The organism is Pseudanabaena yagii GIHE-NHR1 (assembly GCF_012863495.1).
Taxonomy (GTDB): domain Bacteria; phylum Cyanobacteriota; class Cyanobacteriia; order Pseudanabaenales; family Pseudanabaenaceae; genus Pseudanabaena; species Pseudanabaena yagii.
In genome coordinates this window covers 3,239,872-3,257,709 of the sequence record NZ_JAAVJL010000001.1, presented here as the reverse complement: position 1 = coordinate 3,257,709, position 17,838 = coordinate 3,239,872, and the positions used below count along the sequence as shown (strand labels likewise).

16 protein-coding genes and 3 pseudogenes are annotated in these 17,838 nt (G+C 43.1%); 7 read left to right on the top strand and 12 right to left on the bottom strand.

Going from position 1 to position 17,838, the window contains the following annotated elements; all coding sequences use genetic code 11:
• Nucleotides 1–96 precede the first annotated feature (96 nt).
• The 3 genes from HC246_RS14885 to aroF form a co-directional block, all read right to left on the bottom strand.
• Nucleotides 97–726, bottom strand: a complete 630-nt coding sequence (locus HC246_RS14885; RefSeq protein ID WP_169364062.1) for a class I SAM-dependent methyltransferase — start codon at nt 724–726, stop codon at nt 97–99.
• On the bottom strand, nt 723–1,145 hold the full coding sequence (locus HC246_RS14880) for an acyl-CoA thioesterase (protein WP_169364061.1): 423 nt from the start codon (nt 1,143–1,145) through the stop codon (nt 723–725). The genes HC246_RS14885 and HC246_RS14880 overlap by 4 nt, the downstream gene beginning before the upstream one ends.
• Nucleotides 1,146–1,310: 165 nt before the next feature.
• Entirely contained in the window at nt 1,311–2,345 is a 1,035-nt protein-coding gene (gene aroF, locus HC246_RS14875; RefSeq protein WP_169364060.1) for a 3-deoxy-7-phosphoheptulonate synthase, read from the bottom strand.
• 95 nt (nt 2,346–2,440) lie between these two features.
• On the opposite strand from aroF, the gene HC246_RS14870 reads away from it, so the two are divergent.
• Entirely contained in the window at nt 2,441–2,719 is a 279-nt protein-coding gene (locus HC246_RS14870; RefSeq protein ID WP_169364059.1) for a hypothetical protein, read from the top strand.
• Here the strand turns inward: HC246_RS14870 and menD are convergent.
• The 8 genes and pseudogenes from menD to HC246_RS14835 all read right to left on the bottom strand — a co-directional run bounded on the left by menD (nt 2,654) and on the right by HC246_RS14835 (nt 11,859).
• Nucleotides 2,654–4,456 (bottom strand): 2-succinyl-5-enolpyruvyl-6-hydroxy-3-cyclohexene-1-carboxylic-acid synthase, encoded by a 1,803-nt coding sequence (gene menD / locus HC246_RS14865; RefSeq protein ID WP_169364058.1) that lies wholly within the window; start codon nt 4,454–4,456, stop codon nt 2,654–2,656. The genes HC246_RS14870 and menD overlap by 66 nt on opposite strands.
• Complete coding sequence (locus HC246_RS14860) at nt 4,453–5,079, bottom strand: nucleoside triphosphate pyrophosphatase (RefSeq protein ID WP_169364057.1); 627 nt, start codon at nt 5,077–5,079, stop codon at nt 4,453–4,455. The genes menD and HC246_RS14860 overlap by 4 nt, the downstream gene beginning before the upstream one ends.
• Before the next feature lie 231 nt (nt 5,080–5,310).
• Entirely contained in the window at nt 5,311–6,327 is a 1,017-nt protein-coding gene (locus HC246_RS14855) for an NAD(P)/FAD-dependent oxidoreductase (RefSeq protein ID WP_169364056.1), read from the bottom strand.
• A gap of 84 nt (nt 6,328–6,411) precedes the next feature.
• Nucleotides 6,412–7,284, bottom strand: a complete 873-nt coding sequence (locus tag HC246_RS14850) for an isoaspartyl peptidase/L-asparaginase (RefSeq protein WP_169364055.1) — start codon at nt 7,282–7,284, stop codon at nt 6,412–6,414.
• Nucleotides 7,285–7,489: 205 nt separating this feature from the next.
• Entirely contained in the window at nt 7,490–8,923 is a 1,434-nt protein-coding gene (ffh, locus tag HC246_RS14845; protein ID WP_169364054.1) for a signal recognition particle protein, read from the bottom strand.
• Nucleotides 8,916–9,044: a hypothetical protein gene (locus tag HC246_RS26435; RefSeq protein WP_263972487.1), complete on the bottom strand. Its 129-nt coding sequence runs from the start codon at nt 9,042–9,044 to the stop codon at nt 8,916–8,918. The genes ffh and HC246_RS26435 overlap by 8 nt, the downstream gene beginning before the upstream one ends.
• Nucleotides 9,044–10,516 carry an ATP-binding protein gene (locus tag HC246_RS14840; RefSeq protein ID WP_169364053.1) on the bottom strand — a complete coding sequence of 491 codons (1,473 nt, stop codon included), beginning with the start codon at nt 10,514–10,516 and terminating at the stop codon, nt 9,044–9,046. The genes HC246_RS26435 and HC246_RS14840 overlap by 1 nt, the downstream gene beginning before the upstream one ends.
• Before the next feature lie 216 nt (nt 10,517–10,732).
• Nucleotides 10,733–11,859, bottom strand: a pseudogene (locus HC246_RS14835) (ISAs1 family transposase).
• 77 nt (nt 11,860–11,936) lie between these two features.
• Between HC246_RS14835 and HC246_RS14830 the strand changes: the two are divergent.
• The 6 genes and pseudogenes from HC246_RS14830 (at nt 11,937) to HC246_RS14805 (ending at nt 16,594) form a co-directional block, all read left to right on the top strand.
• A pseudogene (locus HC246_RS14830) lies at nt 11,937–12,187 on the top strand (DUF4926 domain-containing protein).
• A 336-nt stretch (nt 12,188–12,523) separates the two neighbouring features.
• On the top strand, nt 12,524–13,648 hold the full coding sequence (locus tag HC246_RS14825) for a THUMP domain-containing class I SAM-dependent RNA methyltransferase (RefSeq protein WP_169364052.1): 1,125 nt from the start codon (nt 12,524–12,526) through the stop codon (nt 13,646–13,648).
• 30 nt (nt 13,649–13,678) lie between these two features.
• A pseudogene (locus HC246_RS14820) lies at nt 13,679–14,017 on the top strand (nucleotidyltransferase domain-containing protein); the annotation flags it as partial.
• The gene (locus HC246_RS14815; protein WP_169364050.1) at nt 14,014–14,394 is read left to right on the top strand and encodes a HEPN domain-containing protein; all 381 of its coding nucleotides are present in this window, start codon (nt 14,014–14,016) and stop codon (nt 14,392–14,394) included. The pseudogene HC246_RS14820 and the gene HC246_RS14815, both read left to right, overlap by 4 nt.
• A gap of 113 nt (nt 14,395–14,507) precedes the next feature.
• Nucleotides 14,508–14,864, top strand: a complete 357-nt coding sequence (locus HC246_RS14810) for a nuclear transport factor 2 family protein (RefSeq protein WP_169364049.1) — start codon at nt 14,508–14,510, stop codon at nt 14,862–14,864.
• A 119-nt stretch (nt 14,865–14,983) separates the two neighbouring features.
• Nucleotides 14,984–16,594, top strand: a complete 1,611-nt coding sequence (locus HC246_RS14805; protein WP_169364048.1) for an NAD(P)/FAD-dependent oxidoreductase — start codon at nt 14,984–14,986, stop codon at nt 16,592–16,594.
• Here HC246_RS14805 and HC246_RS14800 read toward each other — a convergent pair.
• Nucleotides 16,591–17,790: an adenylate/guanylate cyclase domain-containing protein gene (locus HC246_RS14800; RefSeq protein ID WP_169364047.1), complete on the bottom strand. Its 1,200-nt coding sequence runs from the start codon at nt 17,788–17,790 to the stop codon at nt 16,591–16,593. The two genes, HC246_RS14805 and HC246_RS14800, sit on opposite strands and share 4 nt — an antisense overlap.
• Nucleotides 17,791–17,838: the final 48 nt, after the last annotated feature.

Below are 17,838 nucleotides of genomic sequence, written 5' to 3'. Positions count from 1 at the left end.
ATAATCGTTTCATAGTTTATACCATAACTCTAATTTTTGCTAAATAAAAAAGGGCTTCAGCCCTTTTTTATTTAGCGCAACGTGCTAACAATTGATTTAAAACACTTTGCGCGATCGCAAAACTTGCAAACTCCCGCCAGCATAGAGTTGGCGGGACTCGACTGTCAGCCCCGATGTATTTAACATCTGATGCAGATCGGTTTTGAGCAATTGCCATGCGGTTTCAGTTTCAAATAGCCACAAAAAAGTGGCGATCGGTAGCCAATACAAAGGATTAGTGGGGCGATGAAAATCAATGATGATGAATTGTCCCTCAGGAGTTAAAACTCGCTGCACTTCTTGGATAATTTCCTGTAACTGTTCAGATTCCATTTCATGCAGCGCCGTACTTGTAATCACCAGATCGAAACTGCGATCGCTAAAGGGCATATTTTCAGCGAAAGCCTCGACATATTGAGCTTGGGGGACATTCTGCTTAGCGCGTTTAATAGCGATCGGGGAGGCATCTAAACCAGTGACATCCTTGAAATGTTTGACCAATTCCTGCGTTGCCTGTCCTGCTCCACAGCAAAGATCGAGAACTTTTGCTTCAGGATTAACCTGTAAATCTTTGAGGAATAGCTTCCGAAATCGAGCCTCACCACCAACGCTCAAGGCTGCCATTGCGGACACAGTGTCATAAAACCATTGATAGCGATAACTCCAGTCACGTAAAATCGTCGTCATTGCGTAAGTTTAATCCATTGCAAAAGTTCTTCAGAAAGATTGCACCGCTTTCTGGTGCTGGTGTCAATACAGGTATGTTTAGTTAGAGCCTTTGCGATCGCCTTTTGACGCTCCTCTTCACCATTAAAATAAAGCTGATATTCAATTTGAAAGGATTCAGCGCTTAGCTGAGTAGCAGTCAGAGAAATGGCGACGCGATCGCCACAAAACATGGGCTTAAAAAAATCAATGCTCGCATGAGTAATCGGCGAAGCGATCGCTTCGCCGCGAAAAAAAGATTTCAGATTTATTCCTGAAGCGGCTAGTGATGCTTCATAGGCTTCATGGCAAAGGGCTAATCCATTCGCAAAGTAAACTACTCCAGCAGCGTCAGTATCACGAAAATTAATCGTGCGATCGTAAATAAAAGCTTGATTCATCGTTTTTTCAACAAAAGAAACTCCTTAGGGACTTGCTATTAATTAAAGTACCTGTCGTTTCGACTCTGCTCAGCCAACGTTAGCTGAGCGAAGTCGAAGCTGGATCACTTTAGTGGGACATTTTTTATCCGCAAGAGCCTTATGCTTCTAAGGAGCTTCTTTTGATTATGCTTTTCCCATTACTTGAGCCATGCGATTAACTTGAACCATTAACTTATCAAAAGCATCAAAAGTCAGGGACTGTGGCCCATCGGATAGAGCCTTCTTGGGATTGGGATGAACTTCGATCATCAGGGAATCTACACCCGCAGCGATCGAGGCGAGACTCATGGATGGCACATAATCCGACCAGCCAGTACCATGACTAGGATCGATCATGATCGGTAAATGGGTTAACTTACGCAATACAGGAATTGCCGCTAAGTCTAAAGTGTTGCGTGTATATTCGCGATCGAAAGTTCTAATTCCGCGTTCGCAAAGAATAACATTGGGATTCCCTTCAGCGAGGATATATTCCGCTGCCATCAGCCAATCGTCAATTGTTGCTGCCAAGCCCCGTTTGAGCAAAATTGGTTTATTCTGTTTACCCACCTGCTTTAATAAGGAGAAATTCTGCATATTTCTTGCACCAATTTGCAGAACATCAGCAACTTCGGCAATCTTCTCAATATCAGCAGTATCCATTACTTCCGTAATAATCCCTAAACCACTAGCATCCCTTGCCGCCGCCAAAAGGGATAGAGCGCTCTCACCATGGCCCTGAAAAGCATAGGGAGAAGTACGTGGCTTATAGGCTCCACCTCTCAAGAACTGTGCACCCGAAGCCTTGACCCGCATTGCTGTTTCGACGATCATTTCTTCATTCTCAACGGAGCAGGGACCTGCGACAACGGCTAAGGGACAATTCTCGCCGATCGCTACATCACCATTTGGTGTAGGTACGATCACCACGCTTGATTCATTCTGGCGATATTCGCGACTAGCGCGTTTAAACGGACGTTCTACTCGCAACACTGTCTCTATCCAAGGGCTTAATTCTTCGATGCGATGGCGATCAAGGTCGGCGGTTTCACCCACTAACCCTAAAACAACTTTATGCTTTCCAACAATTTTTTCTGGTGACAACCCCCAACTAGATAGTTCATCGCAGATCCGCGCAACTTCCTCTGCGGGTGTCCCAATCTTGGTTACTACGATCACGGCTAGTCTCCTTTATTTATATGCTATTGCTATTTTATACATTAAGCATTGATAGAGATGGGATTTCTCATGTTCCTCTAGGTAGATTCAAGTTTATGGACTTGATCATTAGGTTTCTACGATTTAATCAGGAACTTTTGTTTAGTGTGGCAAAGCCACGCTACATAAAAGTTCCTGATTTTCCTGTATGGAACTTGACGAGAAAAAAGTATCACCGAGTTTGTATGGCTTCGACTTCGCTCAGCCAACGTTGGCTGAGCGAAGTCGAAGCCGTAGTTACTTTAATTAATCGCAAATCCCTATGCCCCTCAGCTTCCTTCGGGAAAATGCCGATCGCAGTTTTCAATTACCTGATTCCAAATAGAGAAATGTAGCTCTTTATTGCGTTGGCGATCACTTTTGATTTCTAGGACTTGAGTGCCTTTAGTTTCTAGAGAACTCGTTAGTGCTGTGTGGAAATGCTGCCAATCCTGAATGAGGATATGTTCACAGTCATAAGCCTGAATAATTGGCGCAAAATCGAGATTATGGGCTGTACCGAAAAATTCCTCGAATGTATTCTCAAATTTGGAAATTGGTAAGAGATTAAAGATTCCGCCGCCATCATTATTTAAGAGAATAATTGTGAGTGAGATATTGTATTTTTTGGTGGCAAGTAAGCCATTCAAATCATGATAGAAGGCTAGATCACCACAAATGAGCACCATTGGGTGATCGCATCCCCATGCTGCACCCAACGCACTCGATATAGTTCCATCAATGCCATTTGCACCACGATTTGAGAGAACCGTAATTGGGCGATCACTATGAAAAAATGTATCTAAATCACGAATGGGCGTACTGCTAGCCACATAGATATAACTATCCGCAGGAAGAATTTGAGCTAGCTCTGCATAGACCTTACCATCGAATAATTCATCAATTTTTGTGAGCGATTCCGTAATCGTATGCTCAGCAATACTTTCGGCTAGTTCAAAATCTAATCGCCATTGCTTATCTTGCCACACAGGTTGAGCATAGTTCTCTAAATAATTGGCTAACTGGTCACAAAAACTGACGGGATAGACATTTAGAGCCTGTGTGATGCCGTGGGTAGGATCGCTATTGGTACTACCAACAACAATTTGCTGACAACCAATATGTCGCTCCAGCCATAGCATATAGCTCTTGGAGGTGGGCATTGCCCCAAACCGAATTATGATTTCGGGAGCATGGGTTTTACAGAAGTTGGGCGATCGCAAAAAGCTGTCATAATGACCAATCTCCCCCCGACGATGCGCCCCTGTAGCTTCAATCAGTAATGGATAGCCTGTGGCTCTGGCTAATCTCTGGACTGAGGTTAAAAAATTAGGTGGTGCATCGTAGACCCCGACGACAATCACACCTTTGGGATGGCTGATGATTTGATTCGCAATGGCGGCGATCGCATTCGTATCTAGAGATCGCATTCCTGCCAAGATTTGACTATAGGCTCCTCCCGATGGATTGCCAAACATTGCCTCTGGACTACTGAGCGCTAAGTCCTCTGGCACATCCGTGGGAACGGGAAGCGGTGGCATGGGGTCAGCAAAGGGAAAGTTGAGATGTACTGCTCCTGCGGGTGTATCCCCTTTACCGACAGCAATACTGACCGTGCGACTGATAAGCGATCGCAAGTAGCGCAGTCGGAATCCAATGATTTCGGGAGTTCCCACTTCAAAGAAGTAGCGCACATGTTTTCCATAAATATTGATCTGATCGATCGTTTGACCTGAGCCACAATCACGCATCTCTGGTGGGCGATCGGCGGTCAAGACGATCAAGGGAATTCGACTATAATAGGCTTCGATAATCGCAGGATAATAATTGGCAGCGGCAGTTCCTGAAGTGCAAAGCAGCGCCACAGGAGCCATTTGCACCTTCGCAACTCCAAGGGCGAAAAAGCTGCTAGAACGCTCATCAATATGTACCAAAATCTGGAAGTCTGGATAGCGATCGCGTAGTTCCGCAAAAGCGATCACAAGGGGAGTTGAGCGTGAACCGGGGGAAATACAAACGGTACGCACACCAGAGCGATAGAGTTCTTCAGCAACAATGCTTGCCCAGAGAGTATTGCGATTGGCGGTATTCATTTGATCGTAGTTCCATTGGCACTAAATTGGATGCTGTAGCCAAGTTCTGTGAGCATTTGTCGCAGGATTGGCAAACTCAATCCTAAAACATTAGTATGGCAGCCTTCGATCTTATCAATTAGTAATCCGCCGAGCTTCTCTAATGTAAAGCAACCAGCACAGCAGAGAGGTTCTCCTGAAGCGACATAGCTTTCAATTTCTGCATCCGTTGCCTCAGAAAAATATACTTTTGTGACACCATGACGCATGACTGTCCGTTGATTTTGGATATCAATCAAACAATGTCCTGTATAGAGTTCGCAATAGTTACCACGCATCTTTTGCCATGTGGCGATCGCAATTTCCTTAGTGTCAGGCTTTCCATAAATCATGCCATTGAGATACATAATGGAATCACATCCCATCACGAGAGCATTTTGTCCACCTAGCTCCTGCGTTAAATCAGACAGAATTGCTTTTGCTTTACACTGAGCAAGGGTTAACACTAAAGAAGTGGGATCACTAACCTGAATCGCATCTTCATCAAAGTAACTGACCCGAACAATCGGTGTAATCCCTGCATTCTCAAGGATTTTTTTGCGGGTTGGAGAGGCTGAGGCAAGGACGAAAACAGGATGCGACATACAACACAATTATTCTGATTAATAAAGAACCAGATTTTTTGTGACTTCACCACAAAAAATCTGGTTCTTTATTTTACTGCACATCCCTTAGCTATATTTGCATACAGAGATTTATGCTTTCTTATAGCAATTTCCGATCAAACGAACCACAAGAAAAATTTTGAAAACGTTGCTTCGCAACGTTTTCAAAATTTTTCTTGGTTTGGTTTTGAGCGCAAAGCGCTGTATTTTTTAAGATTTAATTAGCTCGATCGCTGACTCAGCCGCCGCAATTCCTGAATGATAGGCAGCTTCAATATTTTTGCCAGCGCACCAGTCACCTGCACAGACAAGCGCTAAAGGAATGGCAGTTGATAAACAGGAAACGCCTAACGACTCCTCGACAATGGCATAGCGCCAACGATGAACTTGCCACCATTCAGGACTAGCTAACCATTTCGCTAAGAGTTTGCCCGTTTGATGTAGCAATGGCTTACCCACTATTTCCAGATCAGGCTCTTCCATGGATTGCTTTGCAAATTCAGCATTACTTTGAAGCACAAACACAGGTTGGGAGGACTTGTCAGGATGCTTACTGCTGTCATAGCTAATCCAGTCAAGAATGGGATCGTTAATACATTTAATCGCTTGCCATTCTATAGGTACTTCATTACTGGCACTGTAACCAGCCATAATGGTCACGCTGGGTGAAAATTTGACGGATTGGAGCGCCTGTACAAAGCTAGGTGCTGGCGCGAGGACTTCTTCAAATAGCGGCAGAAACTGAGGTGCAGGAATCGTGGACACGATCGCTTTGGTTTCGAGGGTTTCTTGTCGCTCGGTCAATAACTGCCATTTATCATCATTGTGACTAACGCCAATGATGCGTGTATTGTTAATGATTGCTAGATCTGCACTTAGATATTTAGCGATCGCGGTCATGCCTAGAGGACAGCAATAACGGGTGTGACGTTGATCGGCTTCGGGAGGAAACAGCCCTGAAGAGGAAAGTTGATAAACATTGCGAGTCCATTCCTGCACAATCCGTTTCTCTTGCAGCTTACGGACAAATCGACCAAAGCTATCACTTTTTACGGCAATGAGCTGTGCACCGTGATCGACCCAAGTACCTTGCAAGCGCCTAGTTGCCATCCGACCGCCTAAACCTGCGGATTTTTCGACAATGGTGACATCTAGTCCTGCTTGCTTTAATTGTTGAGCGCAGATTAAACCTGCCATCCCTGCGCCGATCACGATTACATCTTTCATAAAGTTTTAGTTCATGTCTCTTGAAGAGCTTAGCTCATCTTGATCGCGATTTTAAAGTTAAGGTGAGCTATGCCCACCCTAACTTTAAAGTGTATCTTGCATCTTTTCGCCGTCATGATATGCAGCGAACAATACGGGACAAGTTTTACCCCATGCGATCGCCCCAGTAGCATCAAGGCATATTGCACCAAAATCGCGATCGCGATTTTTCGCCTCATTAATTGATTTTTCGACCGCCTGTTGAAGGGTCATGCCATCGGTAACGCGCACCACCACTCTAGTAGCAAAGCCTTCATCGAGAATGTCTTCACCGACACCCGTACAGCTTACGCCTGCAAATTTAGTGGCATAGTTACCCGCAGGGGTCGCCGAGTCGCTAACTCTGCCGATGCGCTCAAAGCCACGTCCGCCTGTGGATGTGCCCGCACAAATGCTGCCATATTGATCGAGAACTACCGCACCGATTGTTCCCATCGCCACATCTGCCATTTTGCGAGTGAAGTTAGTTTTGCGCTCCTCCACCCATTCCGCAAGGCGTTCATCGGTGAGGGGATTGTAAATCGGGATGCCCAATTCGCGAGTAAGTTCCGCCGAGCCGTAATCAGAGAGAACGCGATCGTCGTTAGTCTGCAAATGCTTAGCCAGATCAATCGGATTCTTAACCCTTGCCGTATTGATCACACCACTAAAACTTTGGCGATCGCCATCCATAATCGAAGCACTCATGCGGATTTGCCCATCGGACTGCAATACTGAGCCAGTCCCCGCATTAAAGCGCGGATCGTCTTCGAGCATTTGACAAGCCTTGACCACCGCATCGATCGCCTTCGCGCCATCGAGCAGCATCGGATAAACAGTTTCTAAAACAGCAAATAATGACTTACGAACTGGCTCGTAACCACCTTTGCTCTCAACAGTGCTACCTGCACCGCCATGAATGATGATTTTGGGTTGCATTTTTTGTTGGTAATTGGGGATGGGTAATTGGTAATTGGGGATGGGTAATTGGGGGATTAGGTTTTAGGCGATTAGGTTTTAGCTTTTTGGAATGAGAAGTTGGGTTTCATTCTTAGATGTGACTTTTTATTCTCAATCACCAATTCCCAATTCCCAATTCCCAAAAAGCCAAAAGCTAATCGCTAAAAGCCAAAAGCTAAAACCCCTACAATTCTCCAAATCCCTTTTTCTTTTTCTTCTTCTTGCCATAAACAGGATTGCCCGCAGGAGATTGGTTGCCCATACCGCCCATTCCAGGGAAGCCGCCGCCGCCCATATTTGGCATTCCGGGGAAATTCGGCATCTTGCCCTGTCCCATTTGCTGCATCAGCGATCGCATCTTCTGGAAATCTGCAACGAGCTTCGTCACATCCTGAAGCTTGTAACCCGAACCATTAGCGATCCGTTGTTTGCGGCTAGGACTCTTGGCAATGAGGTCAGGATCTTTGCGCTCTTGCTTAGTCATCGAGGAGATCATCGACTCACAACGCTTGAGTTGCTTTTCCGCCTCTTGAATTTGCGCGTCGTTAATCTTCATCCCCGGCAGCATCTTCAACATTCCACCAAAGGAACCCATGTTTTTCATCATGCGGGTGTTCTTCAGGAAGTCGTCAAAGTCGAACTTGGCGCTCAGAATCTTTTCTTGGAGCTTCGCAGCATCGGTAATGTCAATTTCTTCCTGCGCCTTCTCCACCAGCGTCAGCACATCGCCCATGCCCAAAATCCGTGAAGCCATGCGCTCAGGATAGAAGGGTTGCAAAGCCTCCACCTTTTCGCCCACACCGATAAACTTTATCGGCTGTCCCGAAATCTGCCGCACCGATAACGCCGCACCACCACGAGTATCGCCATCCATTTTGGTTAAGATCGCGCCCGTAATCCCAATCTCCTCATGGAAAGTACGAGTCAAAGTCGCCGCCTCTTGCCCTGTCATTGCATCGACAACCAGCAGTACTTCATCGGGCTTGATCGCATCCTTAACGCGACTTAGCTCATCCATCATGTCGCGATCAATCTGCAAGCGTCCAGCCGTATCCACGATCACGGTATTAACGCCCAATTCCTTCGCCTTTGCCAAACCTTGACGGGCAATCTCCACGGGATCAGCATCAGCCCCCATTTCAAAGACTGGCACATTAATTTGCTTACCAAGGGTGATCAACTGATCGATCGCCGCAGGACGATATACGTCAGTAGCAACCAGTAAAGCTGTGCGCTCTAGTTTGCGTAAATGTAAAGCTAGTTTGGCAGTAGCCGTCGTTTTACCCGTACCCTGCAAACCTGCCATCAAAATCACCGTCGGCGCATTGGCTGCTTCAGCGAGTGGCACATTTGCCTCGCCCATCGTCTTTACCAATTCGTCATAGACGATCTTGATAAACTGCTGATCGGGGCGCACACCTGCGATTACATCAGCCCCTTGAGCCTGTTTGGAGATTTCTTCGACAAATTCTTTGACAACCTGTAAGTTGACATCTGCCTCTAATAGCGCCCTGCGTACTTCACGGATCGCGCCCTGTATATTGGAGTCAGAGATTTTGTCCTGTCCGCGTAACTTTTTCCAAGCCGCCTCAAATTTATCGGCGATTTCATCAAACATATCTAGTTTTGCTTTTGCTGTTTTTGGTTCTAACTACTAATTTACCGTTACCACCGTGACATTGATCGCGATCTATGAAAATTGTGGTGGCGATCGCTTTTGGCAAACATAGCATTTTCATCAAATTTCTTCTGAAACTCTCCGCCTAACCAGCTTATTGTCAATATACTTTAATAAATTTGCTCCTAGTAGATAAGCGTAAAGACTAGAGGGGCAAAATTCAAACTCTACTCCTTTATAGTGGATGTCTTTATCTGAAATAGTTTGACTAGTTATCAAAATTGGTTGAGAAATATCAGGATGCTTGTTCACAAATTCAACACAATTATCAAGCTCTGCAAGTGTTCTATAAGGGCGATCGCTCCACTTAACTTCCACAATCCAAGAAGGTAATTGATTAACCTTATCTAAATGTACGATATCGACCTCTCCAGACTTCCATCTTGCATAATAAAGTTCAGTAATTTTGCTGTGCTGCCATTGACTAAAAATTGCAGTTTCCGTCATCGCTCCTATAGATTCGGAACTTTCATCAATCTGTCCAAATAATGCGGCTCTCATGGATGGATTGGTTAAGTAAACCTTGAAACACATCGCTCTCTTAAATCTCTTTGCATTGTTGTCTATTCGCTCAACACGTCGAATTAGGAACGCAGCCTCAAGATATTCGAGATAACGCTTGATCGTATTTTTAGCAACACCAGAGGATTTAGATAATCCATCCAAGCTCACCTCATTCCCAGAGTTGTAAGCTAGGGTCGTAAATAGTCTATTTAATTCTTGAATGTCGTTAATACCGTAAAGACTTGGAAGATCTCGAAGTAATACCTTATCGATAATGTCACTTTTGATGTATTGTCTAGGGTCTTGTCTGATGGTTTCTGAAAAAACTGCCTCTGGATATCCACCAAAGTTTAAGTAATTTATAAACTCTTCATTGAGTGCTTTGATATCTGTAACAGAGTATTCATTTTTCTCCAAATCAAAATCTTCAATTGGCGTTAACTTTATAAGTTCAGATTCTCGTCCAATGAACATCAAGTATTCAGCAAAAGTTAGTGGCGGCAAAACATAATCGCTAAAGCGACCAGCACCAGACTCATTGCTCTTTAGTCTTAATGCTGCCGCCGCAGAACCCGTAGCAATAAAGCGATAGTCTGCATAGGAGTCAACTAGAGATTTGAGATGTACTTCCCAATCACGCAAATACTGAATTTCATCGAAAAAAATAAACAGTTTTGCATTGCGTTTATGTTCAAAAAGTTTCTGAAAATAATTAAGTATCCTTTCTAAATATAGTCCCGTGTAGATTGGAGTTTCAAGGGAAATATATAAAATATTTTTTGCTTCTACACCAGAGTCTAGGAGTGCGCGGATGGTGTGATAAACCATAACAGTTTTACCAACGCGCCTTGGTCCCATTAAAACGATCGCTCGACGAACATTTGAATCTAAAATATTTTCATAAAAAGTCTCGAAGTACTTACGTCGAGGTGTATCTTCGTAAGTTAATTCCCCTTCTTTACCCTGTTCCCACCAAGGGTTATCAAACCGAAGTCGGGACAAAATATCTGATTCTGAGATTTCAAGCATAAATTTCAAATAAGATTAGCCGACTAATCTTATTTTATCTTGTTTTTGTATTTAAGGTCAATCAACTAATCTTATTTTTGCCTTGTAAGTGTAGAGATAGCTGTTTTTAGAGATTGAGTGGCGAGCGATCGCTTCTATCAGGCAATAGCATGACACATTACTAACGACTTGCTACACTCTATAGTCATTGGAGATCAGGGCAACCGCATAAAAAAGTCAAAGGTTAAGGAGATGAATTAGATAAGCCAGATCCCAAGCCGCCTTATTACGTTTCGCCCGCATACTGAACTTAGAAGACTTATCGCGACTTAAGAGATTAAGAGCAAAGTGACGCAGCATCGCCATATTTTCAGGAGAATTATCTTTGCGAATACGGGAAGCATCTTCGTGAAAAGAGACATCTAAAACCCAATGCAAGGAATTTTCAATCGACCAATGAGTACGAACAGCATTGGCAATAAGAGCAGCATTAGAAGGCAAGCTAGAAATGTAGTAGCGATTTTCAGTGGAGACTTTCCCATTGATTCTGCGTTCACTTTGAACTAAGGCAATAGTCTGTAAACCAGCCCATAGAGGCAATTGAGTCAGGTAATCCAAGTTAGATAAAGTCCAACAACGTCGAATTTCTAAACGCCCATGTCCTTTATCTATGGACTGGCAAAAGTCATGGTCTACATCCACAAAATCAGTGTTTATAGCTTGCTCAAATAACCACTGCACATCTTCAAATAGTCCTCCCTGATTACCTTTGAGCGCTAAGACATAATCGGCTCCTTGTTGCACGATTTGGCTAGCTATTTCTTTCTGGCAGCCCATTGCGTCAATCGTCACAATACAACCTTTAATTTCCAGCAGTTTTAATAACTCTGGTATGGCGGTGATTTCGTTGGATTTTTCATCGACTTTGCATTGACCTAATATCAACCGATTTGCGCTTGCCCATGCACTCACCATGTGAATTGCGCCTTTGTCTGCTCCTCGGTCGTAGGATTGTCTCAAGGTTTTGCCATCAATGGCTACTACCTCTCCCTGCAGCGCTTGACTTACTGATTTCACCCAACTGATGAAGCTATTTTGCATCTGTTGCGGGTTCACTCGTGCAAACACTCTTGCAAATGTGTCATCACAGGGTATCCCATTCGGTAGTTCAAGAAATGTCCCCAGCCATTCTTGTTTTGATGCTCCAAATAGCGCTATATCTTCCCAGTTTTCTCCCCACTTATCACCGCGCAAATTGCGATTACGATTATGTCTAGCAAGTTATGCTCTTTCCCTCGATTATCTCGCGGGTCTTCTACTCCTTCAAAGTGTCTTAGTAAACTGACTTCGATAGGGTTATTCATTGCTGTTTTACTTTTGTTATTTTCTCCTAATTTTATTCACTTTTTTATGCGGTTGCCCTGCATTGGAGATGACAAATATGCGAACAAGTTCAGTAAAACTTCTAGATGTGTTGTAGCTCTAACTATCTATCTTCCCCAAGATAATTTATGGCGTGGACAGGTTGGCACAATCGTTGAAATACTAGCCAATGGTCAAGCCTTTGAAGTTGAATTTAGTGATCGCAATGGTCGCACATATGAATCTCTAGGATTAACTCCAGAAGAATTTATGATCCTACGTTTCGAGCCAATATTACCTAATCCAAAAGCTCAATTAGTCACAGCATAATCTCAGCAGGAATTGCTAGTATTTAAGGCGATCGCAATTTGTTGAGATTGAGTTGATGGCGATCGCTTTTTACAATGAAAAGGTTGCTGAACAAACAGAGGTATCAGTGACCACAGGTAGCATGTATCGTTTTTTGCAAATGCATAAGCTCATCCTAAAAAAAGACCTATCGCAGCAAAAATGCTCCAGAATTTTATCAATATCTGCCCGTTCCTGTTACAACTTCAAAAATTGGTTTACTAAGTGTTGTTATTGTGATGCTTGATCCCTCAATAGACTGTATCTAGCCGTAAGTAACTCTCAGCAAAACATTTCAGGTTGCTATATGATGGTTTCATGAATCAATATTTTGCGACTGTGGCGAGAGGATTAGAAGCCCTCGCAGCACAGGAATTAGAACAACTAGGTGCTCATTCCGTTGAGGCGGGATTCTGTGGTGTTAGCTTTGAAGGCGATCGCACTTTACTTTATCGCGTCAATCTCTGGGCAAGATTACCATTCCGCATCTTAATGCACCTCGATCAATTTGATTGCCTTGATGCGGATGATCTCTATCAAGGAATTAAAGCGATCGACTGGTCAGAATTTTTAACCCCTGAAATGACCTTGTCGGTAAATGCTACTGGCAAAAACGACCAGCTTAATCACACGCATTTCACAGCGCTCAAAGTCAAAAATGCGATCGTCGATCAGCAAATGGATCGATTTGGTGAGCGCTCGGATGTAGATACCCACGAAGCAGATTTGCGAATCGGTGTGCATATTGATGACAATGGCTGCACCGTCAGCCTCGATAGCTCTGGCAATAGTCTCCACCGCCGAGGTTATCGCCCTGCGGTAGGAGCCGCACCTTTAAAGGAATCCCTTGCGGCTGCCCTCATCCAGATGTCAGGTTGGCAACCCAATCAAATGTTTTACGATCCCCTCTGCGGTTCAGGAACTTTGCCTCTAGAAGCAAGCTTAAAAGCTCTAAATATTGCCCCCGGAATGTTTCGCGAACATTTTGGCTTTGAGACTTGGCTAGATTTTGATCAAGAACTTTTAGCTAAATTAATTCAAGAAGCTGATGATAATCGTTTAGATGCCTTACCTGCACCTATCTGGGGTAGCGATCGCAATCCTGAGGTGGTCGATCAAGCAATTATCAATGCCAAAAATTGTGGCTTAGCCAATCATGTCTATTTCTCAGCGTTAGATCTGGCGGAAGTCGTTGCGCCTGCGGATAGTGGTGTTGTTTTCTGCAATCCTCCCTATGGTGAGAGACTAGGACGTGATAGTGATTTGGGCGCTTTTTATAAGCAATTAGGAAATGTTCTCAAGCAGCAATTTAAGGGCTGGACTGCGTTTGTCCTGAGTGGTAATAAGCAGTTATCGCAGACGATTGGATTGAAGTGTGCGGAACGAACGGCAGTACTCAATGGAGCCTTGCCCTGTCAGTTGATGAAGTACGAGCTATATTAGAATTGACATCCAAAGTGTCAGGAATTAGACACAATGACGAAAACTGTTGAGAACAAGCAATTATCCTCTTTACTAACGGAGCTAAAAGCTAGTTTAGTAAATCTTTATGGCGATCGCTTATTTTCCATGATTCTATTTGGCTCTCAAGCAAGGGGAGAAGCAACTCCTGACTCAGATATTGACGTGATGACAGTCCTTGATGATCCTGTAAATGTAGCTGAGGAAATATATCGAACATCTGATATTCGCTGGAATTTTATGATGGAGTATGAAGAGTTAATTTCCATTATCCCCACTACAAAATCATCTTTTCTAAGTTCTGCAACTTCTTTGATTAGAGTAGTCAAACGTGAAGGTATTGAGCTATGAGTGAAATATCCAAGTTATTAAATCTAGCCTCTGAAGATCTAGAAACAGCAGAGCTTTTACATAATTCCCAGCGTTATCGTTCTTGTATATCCCGTGCTTATTATGCGATGTACTATATAGCCCAAGCATTGCTATTGTCAGAAGGGATCGAAACTTCAACGCATAGAGGAGTGATCAAATTGATAAATCTTCATTTTGTCAAAACAGGAAAAATATCTCCGAATATTTCTAAATTGTTGAGTGATGTTTACGATCTGCGACAGTCGGGTGATTATAGTACCAATTTTGTAGCTGATGAGATAATTGCTAATAGGGCGATCGCTGATGCAAAAACCTTTGTTTCTGAGATAAAAATGATTATGCTAGATAGAGATTGAACCCAAGCATAGACATAATGTGCCAGACTCAATCAATATCAGCAAGGTCTTCAAGCTTTCACCTTGTCTAGGGTGAAGCAAAAAGAACTATAAATGAAGTTGGAGGAAAATCAATGATTCTAGAAAGTCAAGCTTTAGCTTTCGCTGAAGATTGGATTCGGACATGGAATTCCCATGATTTAGATGCAATTCTATCTCATTACAGTGAGGATATCGTTCTGATATCACCGATCGCTACTAGAATACTTAATGAACCATCTGGTAAAGTGTCAGGAAAGACGGCTTTACGTGCATATTTCCAAAAAGGACTAGCGTTCTATCCTGAGCTGAAATTTGAGCTAATCGATATCATCTGGGGAATCTCTAGCATTGTCCTGTATTACATCAATCAAAATGGAGTGAAAGCAGCCGAGTTCATGGAAATAGATGCTGAGGGTAAAGTTGTTAATGTAATTGCAAACTATAATTAATAGTTCTAGGACTTATGCAAGTAAGCTAAGAACTTGAGTAAATAGCTTTCATTGTTGATGTTCAAGCGATTTACTCAAGTTCTTACAGCTAAGTTAATAAACTAAGAATTGCCTTAAATATGTTACGAATTACTGAGATTAAACTACCCTTAGATCATCCTGAAGATGCGCTGAAATTAGCAATTCTCAAAAAGCTGCAAATTAAGCCAGAAGAATTAACCAATTATTCTATTTTTAAGCGTAGTTATGATGCGCGCAAGAAAACAGATATTTACTTGGTTTATATTGTTGATGTGGAGACATCTGTAGAGAAGCAGTTATTAGCAAAATTTCAAGCAGATCCTCATGTCTCAATTACGCCAGATATGAGCTATCACCATGTAGCCAAGGCCCCTAGTAATTTAAAAACTCGTCCTATTGTCATCGGTCTGGGACCCGCAGGGATGTTTGCAGGGCTAATGCTGGCGCAAATGGGATTTCGCCCGATTATTTTAGAACGGGGTAAGGCAGTACGCGATCGCACGGCAGACACCTTTAACTTCTGGAAAAAAAGAGCAGCTTTTAATCCTGAATCTAATGCTCAATTTGGTGAAGGTGGCGCAGGCACTTTCTCCGATGGAAAGCTCTATAGCCAAGTAAAAGACCCTCAACATTATGGGCGCAAAGTTCTCACCGAATTTGTGAATGCAGGAGCTTCACCTGAAATTCTCTATATCAATAAGCCGCATATTGGGACATTTAAGCTTGTTGGCATCGTCCAGAATTTCCGTGCCAGAATTGAAGAACTTGGTGGCGAAATCCATTTTCAAAGTCGAGTAGAAGATATTGATATTCAAAATGGCAAAGCGAAGGGAGTGACCCTTGCTAGTGGCGAATATATTGCTAGCAATCATATAGTTTTGGCTGTCGGTCATAGCGCCCGTGACACCTTCCAAATGCTTTACGATCACGGTGTATATATCGAAGCAAAACCTTTTTCGATTGGTTTCAGAATCGAGCATCCACAAACGCTAATTGATCGCGCTAGATTTGGTGACTATGCAGGACATAAAACCTTAGGTGCTGCTGATTACAAACTAGTGCATCATTGCAAAAACGGTCGCTCGGTTTATAGCTTCTGTATGTGTCCGGGGGGATTAGTCGTGGCGGCAACTTCGGAGGTTGGGCGTGTGGTGACTAATGGTATGAGTCAATATTCGCGCAATGAACGCAATGCCAATAGTGGCATCGTTGTAGGCATTACTCCCGAAGATTATCCAGAGCATCCCCTTGCAGGTATCGATTTTCAGCGCCGTTTAGAATCCCGTGCCTTTGAGCTTGGTGGCGGAACCTATGCAGCTCCTGCTCAGCTAGTGGGAGATTTTCTAGCGAATCGCCCTTCTCAGGCTCTCGGCACTGTACATCCATCTTATTCACCAGATGTGCTTTTGGGAGATCTCAGTGAGAGTTTGCCTGACTATGCGATCGCTGCCATCCGCGAAGCGATTCCCGAATTTAATAAAAAAATCAAGGGGTTTGCGATGGATGATGCCATGCTTACAGGCGTGGAAACACGCACTTCTTCGCCAATTAGAATTAAGCGCAATGAGAACTATCAAAGTCTAAATACTGAAGGGCTTTTTCCTGCGGGGGAAGGTGCAGGCTATGCAGGCGGAATTCTCTCGGCGGGAATTGATGGGATTAAGGTAGCGGAGGCTGTGGCTCTGAGTCTTTTAGAGGCAAGTCCCTAATACTTTCCCAATAAAAAATAGGTGGTCATGTCTCCCTTACCTTTGACTGTGATTACACCTCTTTCTTCAAACTTATAGAGATGTTTAAGGTGCTCATAAGCAGAGGCACTGACTTGGATTTTGCCTGCAACTCCATGAGATTCCATGCGTGAGGCTGTATTAACCGTATCTCCCCAAAGGTCATAAGCAAATTTTTTCAGTCCGATGACACCTGCAACTACGGGACCTGTGTGAATGCCAATACGAATATTCAGGTTTTTCCCTGTTTCTTGATTGAATTTATGCATCGCTATTTGCATATCGATCGCCATATCAGCGATCGCCTCAGTATGATCAGGTCGTGGATAGGGAAGTCCCGATACTACCAAATAGGCATCACCAATGGTTTTAATCTTTTCTAATTGGTGGATTTCGACTAAGCGATCAAATTGCGAAAAAATTTGATTGAGAAATTCCACAACTTGGTTGGGTGGTAAATGACTAGAAAGTTGTGTAAATCCGACAATATCCGCAAATAAGACTGTCACATCGGTAAAGCTATCGGCAATAGTGTTCTCATCATCTTTAAGCCTCATTGCGATTGATTCAGGTAAGATATTTAGTAACAGTTTCTCAGAAGTATTGCGAGCGTAAAATTCTGACTTAGCTAATTTCTCATAGAGATAAACAGAAATATTGCTAATAAAACAAGTCCAAAATATATTAATAAACCAAGAGATTGTAGGTATATTATTAGGAATCACATCAATACCTACAGCAGTATTTACTATAAAATAATAGGCTAATCCTCCTAATTGTGAGATGAGATGAAATCGCCAACGGACTGGTACTAAAGTGGCTTGAGAGAAAAATGTCACCATCCACCAAATTAACATCATCTCTGGCTTGACTCGCCTACTTATGGTGTCAATAAGTTGGATTAGTATTGTAATTGTCCAAGAAATACTTAAGAAAATAAGTGAGGTTTGTAATGGTGAGCGTAGTCTTTTGAGATGGTTTGTGCCATAGATAATTGCTGCTAAAATTATCAGAATGGTAATAAGCCAAATTTGCGAAAAGTGAGTGGAACCCCGTAATAAATATATAAATTGCTCACCTAGTAATGTGACAAAGTAAAAGAATGCAATTCGCATTCCTAAACTAAGTCTCTTTTGCATAAACTGCTGTCGCCATAGTTGATATTCAGGTGTTTCCAAATCACGGTTTCTTTTTAGAAAGCTAAACATCATGTTTTGCGATCGCGC

Excerpts from the sequence above, each read along its gene's own strand:
- HC246_RS14860 (WP_169364057.1), bottom strand. The coding sequence starts at position 5,079 with ATGTCGCATCCTGTTTTCGTCCTTGCCTCAGCCTCTCCAACCCGCAAA.
- menD (WP_169364058.1), bottom strand. The coding sequence starts at position 4,456 with ATGAATACCGCCAATCGCAATACTCTCTGGGCAAGCATTGTTGCTGAA.
- HC246_RS14850 (WP_169364055.1), bottom strand. The coding sequence starts at position 7,284 with ATGCAACCCAAAATCATCATTCATGGCGGTGCAGGTAGCACTGTTGAG.
- HC246_RS14810 (WP_169364049.1), top strand. The coding sequence starts at position 14,508 with ATGATTCTAGAAAGTCAAGCTTTAGCTTTCGCTGAAGATTGGATTCGG.
- HC246_RS14855 (WP_169364056.1), bottom strand. The coding sequence starts at position 6,327 with ATGAAAGATGTAATCGTGATCGGCGCAGGGATGGCAGGTTTAATCTGC.
- HC246_RS14840 (WP_169364053.1), bottom strand. The coding sequence starts at position 10,516 with ATGCTTGAAATCTCAGAATCAGATATTTTGTCCCGACTTCGGTTTGAT.
- ffh (WP_169364054.1), bottom strand. The coding sequence starts at position 8,923 with ATGTTTGATGAAATCGCCGATAAATTTGAGGCGGCTTGGAAAAAGTTA.
- HC246_RS14805 (WP_169364048.1), top strand. The coding sequence starts at position 14,984 with ATGTTACGAATTACTGAGATTAAACTACCCTTAGATCATCCTGAAGAT.
- HC246_RS14825 (WP_169364052.1), top strand. The coding sequence starts at position 12,524 with ATGAATCAATATTTTGCGACTGTGGCGAGAGGATTAGAAGCCCTCGCA.
- HC246_RS14880 (WP_169364061.1), bottom strand. The coding sequence starts at position 1,145 with ATGAATCAAGCTTTTATTTACGATCGCACGATTAATTTTCGTGATACT.
- HC246_RS26435 (WP_263972487.1), bottom strand. The coding sequence starts at position 9,044 with ATGAAAATGCTATGTTTGCCAAAAGCGATCGCCACCACAATTTTCATA.
- HC246_RS14815 (WP_169364050.1), top strand. The coding sequence starts at position 14,014 with ATGAGTGAAATATCCAAGTTATTAAATCTAGCCTCTGAAGATCTAGAA.
- HC246_RS14870 (WP_169364059.1), top strand. The coding sequence starts at position 2,441 with ATGGACTTGATCATTAGGTTTCTACGATTTAATCAGGAACTTTTGTTT.
- HC246_RS14885 (WP_169364062.1), bottom strand. The coding sequence starts at position 726 with ATGACGACGATTTTACGTGACTGGAGTTATCGCTATCAATGGTTTTAT.